This window comes from Synechococcus sp. Cruz CV12-2-Slac-r, from assembly GCF_024346075.1.
Taxonomy (GTDB): domain Bacteria; phylum Cyanobacteriota; class Cyanobacteriia; order PCC-6307; family Cyanobiaceae; genus Synechococcus_D.
Genome location: NZ_JAGQEK010000135.1, coordinates 1 through 4,247, shown reverse-complemented (window position 1 = coordinate 4,247; position 4,247 = coordinate 1). Strand labels below are relative to the sequence as shown.

The following is a 4,247-nucleotide window of genomic DNA, read 5'->3' as shown; positions in this document are numbered from 1 at the left end:
ATCTATTTCGCTCCAGAGCTTTGTTTCTTTTTTGAGGCCGGAGCCGATCGCAATTGAGCCAACAGTTTGTTGTATCCAATTTCTAGTTTGCTTTGTGCCACCACTGGGGTTAAGCATTGGTTCTGCTTGTGTTTGCAGGCTAAATTGAAACCAATCAGGTAAATCTAAATTGTTTTGTAAGCTAAACCATGGAGCTGCTTGTTCTAAGGGTGCTGATTCATCCGCGTATAGCTGAAGTTGAAATAACGGATTTATAAGTAATATTATTCCCACGATTATTTGATTGCGATAAATTTTTAACATCTTAATGAGAGACTGATCTCAATTTATTTTCAATTTACTTTAGTAGTTCTCCCACTGCTTGCAAGGAGCCGCTTGATCTTGCTGAAAGCAAATCCACTGTGTGATTGCTGAGTATCGTTGCTTTAGAGGTATGCAGCCCAATGCAATTTCAAGACATTATTCAAACCCTCAACCGTTTCTGGGCTCAGCAGGGATGTTTGATCCTGCAGCCATACGACACTGAGAAAGGAGCGGGAACCATGAATCCCCATACGGTGTTACGAGCAATTGGTCCAGAACCCTGGGCGGTTGCTTATCCAGAACCATGCAGAAGGCCAACTGATGGTCGTTATGGCGATAACCCAAATCGCGCTCAGCACTATTTTCAATATCAAGTGTTGATCAAGCCATCGCCTAACGGCATTCAAGAAACCTATCTTGAATCCTTATCTGCCCTTGGAATTAAAGCAGCAGAGCACGACATTCGCTTTGTTGAAGACAATTGGGAATCACCACCCCGCGGGGCTTGGGGGGTGGGCTGGGAGGTGTGGCTTGATGGTATGGAGGTTACCCAGTTCACTTATTTCCAGCAATGTGGAGGGATTGATTGCCGGCCGGTATCAATTGAAATCACCTATGGCCTTGAAAGATTGGCTATGTATCTGCAGGATGTAGAAAATTTATGGGATTTAAAATGGAATGATAAATATTCCTATGGTGATATTTGGTTGCCATTTGAAAAAGGTAATTGCACCTATAACTTCGAAGCATCAAATCCGGAACGTCTGAAGCAATTGTTTGAAATTTATGAAGCAGAGGCTAAGGATTTATGTGAAAGATCATTGCCTGCCCCCGCTTTAGATTGGGTGCTCAAATGCAGCCATACATTTAATTTATTAGAGGCGAGAGGCGTAATTTCGGTAACAGAACGCACCGCCATCATCGCCCGCATCAGGCATCTGGCAAAACAGGTAGCTGAGGCTTGGTTAGCGGAGCGGGAGGCTTTGGGCTTCCCCCTGCTCCAAAGGTAAAACCGGCACTGCCGGTGCATCTGTTGTGTTGCTGCATAAATCCAAAACAATCCGGGCTGGAACGGTTCCACCACTTGGGATTTTCCAAGCTTCCCACTGCCCATCAATGCGCCAGGTTTGCCTCAAGGTGTCGCATTGAACCGCCACGGCTGTTGCTAAAGAACGTATATTTCCAAGCTCTGCCCGATTTGGTTTTACTAAAGTAATTCGTACTCCGCCTGCATGGAGGCGCCATCCTTTCCAATCCACTGCGGTATTGCCGTACCATCTCCAGCCAGTTGGATCGATAAGTAATTGCTGAGCCCGATCTCTTCGTTCAGCGGCACTAAGTAATAACGCTGCACTTGCACCTCCGCTTGCTAATTCAGGGGGTAAAACCTGTGTTTGATTAATTATTGCTGTTGGTAATTTTAATATCGTCCCAATTGCTAAGCGTTCTGCAATTACAGTGGGGTTTAATTTTATTAATGCGGCTAAAGAAATACCTCGCTTGCGGGATATAGCCTCCAATGTGTCGCCAGCTTGCACCGTGATAGTGGGATTTGTTGTTAATGGCTGAGCCCATATCATTGAAATCGGACTAAACGTGAGTGCCAGTAGGGCCAAGCGGGCCAAAGGATTCATTTTTTTTACTTAATAGCTTGCAAGCTATCGGTTGCATCGCGCTCGTCTAGGGGGGGAACCTTCTAAAACGGCCGCTGCAGAGGATAAATGGTTTTTTTGCCGCTTTCAAAACCGTTGCATCGCAAATGGGGACTGGCGTTTTTGATGTTTTTGCTTTTAATTGCCTGGTTGCAGTGGCGCTGGCCGCGGCCGGGTCTGCTCGATCCTGTTTGGCAAGCTGATGCCCCTCAGCTAACGCTCAAGGGCAGATTGGGCGCGCGCCTGCAGCAAATGAGCCCGAGTGGATGCAGGTCTCTTTTGCTGCTTGATTTGCCCCATAGCGGCCGTAGCGAGCTGATATTGCCCAATTGCGGCCCGTGGCAAGAGGGTTGGCGGGTGCAGGTGCAAGGTCGATTGCAAAAACCAAGCTCTGCAGTTCATCCTTTGCTTGGTGATGGCGGCCAAAGGATGGCGCGACAAGGAATATTTAGCCGTTTAGTTGTAACCCGCGTGCAGGTATTAGATACACAACAACCTGCCATATTGCGGCTGCGGCAGCATCTAAGTAAAAAATTTCAACAGGCTGCAGGGCCAGAGGCAGGCCCTTTATTAGCGGCATTGTTAATGGGTAGTGCTGTTGTGGATCTACCAGAACAACTTCAACAACAATTTCGGGCGGCAGGGCTTAGCCACGCCTTAGCTGCAAGTGGATTTCATCTCACTGTATTACTGGGTTTAGTGATGGCTTTAGTGCGTGGCAAAAGTGCATCTCTACAGCTAACGGCAGGGTTAGGGGCAATGGCTTTATTTCTCTTACTGGCGGGTCCTCAACCTTCAGTATTAAGGGCTTTGCTTATGGGGGCCGCGGCATTGGTGATAAAAACAAATGAAGAACGCAGTAAACCTCTGGGTTTACTGATGTTTAGTTTGTTTCTTTTACTGCTATGGCAGCCAGCATGGTTATGGGACGTGGGTTTCCAGCTCAGCGCATCTGCCACCGCTGGTTTAATTCTCACGGCTCCCAGATTGGAAAAACATTGCCATGCGCTGATTGCGGTGCCGCTAGCAGCATGGTTGTGGACCTTGCCTCTGCAACTTTTGCATTTTGGTGTAGTGCCTATTTATGCCGTGCCAGCGAACTTGCTTGCTAGCCCACTTATATCAGTGTTAACACTTGGATCGATGGCAAGCGCAGTGGTGGCTTTAGTGCTCCCTCCTCTACTTGCACCATTGGTATGGCTTTTACAATTTCCAATTCAGGGCTTGTTGTTATTAGTGAAAATAGCCGCTGAATTGCCTCTTGCATTAATATTTACTGGGCGTATTACGCCATGGTTAGTTTTAATTTTTAGTTTTGGTTTGTTTCCTTGGCTGTTGCCACTACATCGCTGGCGCTTTTATGGCTTAATGGCGATAGTTGTTGCCAGCATTTGGCAACTGTATGGTTTATTTCAAGATCAGCTTTTATTAGTTCATCAAGCCTCCGGCAGTTTATTAATTGCTAGATATCATGCAAGGGCTGCATTAATAACAACTGATGCTAGTGGATATAGTTGTTTAAGGGCAAAGCGTTTGCAGCAAGGTTTAGGGATTGCTCGTTTGGATTGGTTGGTTTTGTTAGATCCTGTTGCCTCCGATGCAATTTCATGTTGGAAGCAGCTCAGCGGATTAGTGCAAATGATGCCACAAGGATTAGTGCGCAGTGATGGATTGAGTTTTCAGAGTATGCCGGATTCACCAGGAGCAGGAATTTTGCAACTTGGTAAGAAACGTTGGGGAATTTTTCCTCAGCCAATAATTAATAGCAACGCAGAACTACCTCAGCTTGATGGAATCTGGCTTGGTAGATCACCAAATGCACGGGAGCTGATCCCAATAAAAGCGAAGACAGTGTGGGTAAGCGGGATGAAGCGCAATAAGGCTGCATCCACCCAAAGCAGATGGCAATTTACCGGGGAACGGGGCTCGCTAAGCTGGTGATGTTCAGAAGTTCTGAACCGTGGAGAGGTGGCTGAGTGGTCGAAAGCGAACGATTCGAAATCGTTTGAAGTGAAAGCTTCCGTGGGTTCGAATCCCACCCTCTCCGTTTAATCAGGGTTTTGAGACGTCCATGAGAATCTAGCAACCCAGTCAAAGACTGGGTTTTTTAATGCCTGTTGTCCAGATTGGTCTCATAAAATGCTGGGTAGTGCCAAATAAGTGTTGGTGTATATGTTGGTGTAAAATGTTGGGGTGTTGGTGTATTTGGGGTTGACCTTAACTGACGTACAGATCAAGGCAGAAAACCCAAGCGGCGTGAGGCGGCGGGCAAGGTTAATTGCCAATGCTATT

At 46.7% G+C, this 4,247-nt stretch carries 3 protein-coding genes, 1 tRNA gene and 1 pseudogene; 3 read left to right on the top strand and 2 right to left on the bottom strand.

The features are described from left to right. Window positions 1-303: pseudogene (locus tag KB557_RS09300) on the bottom strand (hypothetical protein); the annotation flags it as partial. A gap of 140 nt (window positions 304-443) precedes the next feature. Between KB557_RS09300 and glyQ the strand changes: the two are divergent. After that, window positions 444-1,313 (top strand): glycine--tRNA ligase subunit alpha, encoded by an 870-nt coding sequence (gene glyQ, locus KB557_RS09295; RefSeq protein ID WP_255133534.1) that lies wholly within the window; start codon window positions 444-446, stop codon window positions 1,311-1,313. Here the strand turns inward: glyQ and KB557_RS09290 are convergent. Beyond that, entirely contained in the window at window positions 1,269-1,937 is a 669-nt protein-coding gene (locus tag KB557_RS09290) for a LysM domain-containing protein (protein WP_255133531.1), read from the bottom strand. The two genes, glyQ and KB557_RS09290, sit on opposite strands and share 45 nt — an antisense overlap. Before the next feature lie 87 nt (window positions 1,938-2,024). Here KB557_RS09290 and KB557_RS09285 point away from each other — a divergent pair, with 87 nt between their 5' ends. After that, on the top strand, window positions 2,025-3,896 hold the full coding sequence (locus tag KB557_RS09285) for a ComEC/Rec2 family competence protein (RefSeq protein ID WP_255133528.1): 1,872 nt from the start codon (window positions 2,025-2,027) through the stop codon (window positions 3,894-3,896). Between the two features lie 21 nt (window positions 3,897-3,917). After that, window positions 3,918-4,002: transfer RNA gene (locus tag KB557_RS09280), tRNA-Ser, on the top strand. The last annotated feature ends 245 nt before the right edge of the window (window positions 4,003-4,247 follow it).

Bases quoted from the DNA above. Each gene is read 5' to 3' on its own strand.
- glyQ (WP_255133534.1), top strand. From the start codon at position 444: ATGCAATTTCAAGACATTATTCAAACCCTCAACCGTTTCTGGGCTCAG.
- KB557_RS09290 (WP_255133531.1), bottom strand. From the start codon at position 1,937: ATGAATCCTTTGGCCCGCTTGGCCCTACTGGCACTCACGTTTAGTCCG.
- KB557_RS09285 (WP_255133528.1), top strand. From the start codon at position 2,025: ATGGTTTTTTTGCCGCTTTCAAAACCGTTGCATCGCAAATGGGGACTG.